Origin of the sequence: Segatella copri, assembly GCF_009494835.1 — a bacterium.
Classification (GTDB): domain Bacteria; phylum Bacteroidota; class Bacteroidia; order Bacteroidales; family Bacteroidaceae; genus Prevotella; species Prevotella copri_F.
Window position 1 is genome coordinate 1 of the sequence record NZ_VZBE01000077.1, and the last position, 2,214, is coordinate 2,214.

Genomic DNA, 2,214 nt, shown 5'->3' on the forward strand with positions numbered 1-2,214 from the left:
ATTTATTAACACAAAAAGTTGCTCAAAAATTTGGCTATGTCTTAGGAATCAACAACACGTTTTAGACAGATATGACCAACATATAATGGTTTTGATTCGTTTTTGGATGAAACAAGGAAAAGTATCATATAATGTTCTTTTTATGAAAAATTATAATTTCGTGAGATTTTATTTTGGTAAGGAGAGGTGTCACTTGCAAAGTGAGGTAAAGAGAAATTATGTAATGGCACCCAAGATGGCACTCAAAGTGGCACCCAAGAATAAATTACTGACATCCAGTACAATTCCGTATCTTCCTAAAACAAGATTAGGGAGTTTACTCATCACGAGCATACACCCTTGGTGTATATATGTACATATATTCCTAAATCCGGTCATTAAGGATTTCAGATTATCAAAATATCCCTCTATCTTATAAAATAAGGTTAAATCGAGTTCGCCCGGCTAACAAAATCCATCCATAAAATCACTTTTCTGAATATTTTTTGTATTTTTGCAGATATATTGCGCTGATATGGGAGTTGAGCATGGCTTATCCTCCTAGATTACAGGCGCATAATGAATAATCAAAAATTAAGTAAATATGGACATGGCAAAATATATAGGTGAGACTACTGAATACGATAAGAAGCAGGAAGTGGAACGCCGTAAAGTGAAAAGTTGGCTGAAGAGCGTCAGCGCCTTTGCCAATGGCAGTGGCGGTTGCCTATTGTTTGGTATTGCCGATGACGATACTATCATAGGGTTGACCGATGCCAAGACTGATGCCGAATTTATCAGCCAGAAAATTAAGGAGCGCATTGATCCTATGCCGCAAATCGACTTGAAGATAGAGCGTGTAGAAGACAAGGAATTGCTCATTCTTCATGTGCATGGAGGCGAAGATACACCTTATTATTATATAGGCGACAGCGTTCTTGAAACCTTTGTGCGCATTGGCAACGAATCGGTTGTGGCTGATAGTACCGAACATAAGCGTCTAGTATTAAGAGGTCGCAACTCTTCATTCGATGCACGCCCAAGCGATGAAATGTTTGAAGATTATGCATTTTCAAAGCTTCGCAGCCGCTACTATGCCTGGAATGGTCTGAGCTTCGACAATAAGCTCTACCGCTCGTTTGGCCTGGTTGACAACAAGGGAATACTTACCTATGCCGGTCTGTTGATGGCAGACGAATGTCCATTGCGCCAAAGCCGTGTGTTCTGCACAAGATGGAACGGCAAGACAAAAGCAGGAGGAAGCATCGATGCTCTCGACAGCGCAGAGATTACAGGCGGACTTGTAACTCTTCTTGAAGACACCATGTCCTTCATCCGTCGCAACAATCGTACCCTTTGGTATAAAGAACCGATGCAGCGCATTGAGATTCCTCAATATATGGAACGTTGCGTGATGGAAGTTGTAGTGAATGCCCTGGCTCATCGCGACTATCTGATTCAAGGTAGCGAGGTGCATGTAGATATGTACGATGACCGTATGGTGATTTACTCTCCAGGCTCCATGCCGGAAGGAAGACTTATCCAGACGATGAACTTAGAAGATATTCCTTCTGTCAGACGCAATCCGGTTATCGCAGATATCTTTGCTCAGTTGGGTTATATGGAGCGTAAAGGTTCGGGCATGGGCAAAATCATCAATCCAATCAAAGCCCTTCCCTATTTTGAAGAAAAGATGCTTCCGACCTTCTTCTCCGACCGTGCCCAGTTTACTGTCACATTTCCTAATATGATCTTGGCTTGGCAGGAAACTCATCCTGATATTGAGGTAAACTTTGTGGAAAACGAAGGTGATACTCAAGATGTCCCTCAAGATGTCCCTCAAGATGTCCCTCAAGATGTCCCTCAAGATGTCCCTCAAGGTGGCACTCAAGGTGGCACTCAAAGTGGCACTCAAGGCGATGATTTAGATAAATGGATAGAATATCAAGTAGCTGTTTATCCTAAAATAACAACAGAAGAATTGGCTTTACAAATAGGCGTAACCTCTAAAACTATCAAGCGTCGTATCGCAAAAATGCCTCATGTTGTGTATGTAGGTAGCGGCTATAGCGGTCATTGGGAAGTAAGGAAAAAGGAATGAAACAAAAACTAATCCTGCATCCATCCAATTTGCTACATAAAGGTACAGACAATAATTTATAAGAATGAAGAAAATACTTTTCCTACACGGATTCTTCGCCACGGGCAGCTGTCCGATGGCGAGAGCCTTGAAAG

The 2,214-nt window shown here is 41.7% G+C and carries 1 protein-coding gene; it reads left to right on the top strand.

Annotation, left to right across the window (positions count from 1 at the left end; genetic code table 11):
- Window positions 1–589: 589 nt before the first annotated feature.
- Window positions 590–2,080: an ATP-binding protein gene (locus tag F7D47_RS11670; RefSeq protein WP_228115086.1), complete on the top strand. Its 1,491-nt coding sequence runs from the start codon at window positions 590–592 to the stop codon at window positions 2,078–2,080.
- Window positions 2,081–2,214: the final 134 nt, after the last annotated feature.

Excerpts from the sequence above, each read along its gene's own strand:
- F7D47_RS11670 (WP_228115086.1), top strand. The coding sequence starts at position 590 with ATGGCAAAATATATAGGTGAGACTACTGAATACGATAAGAAGCAGGAA.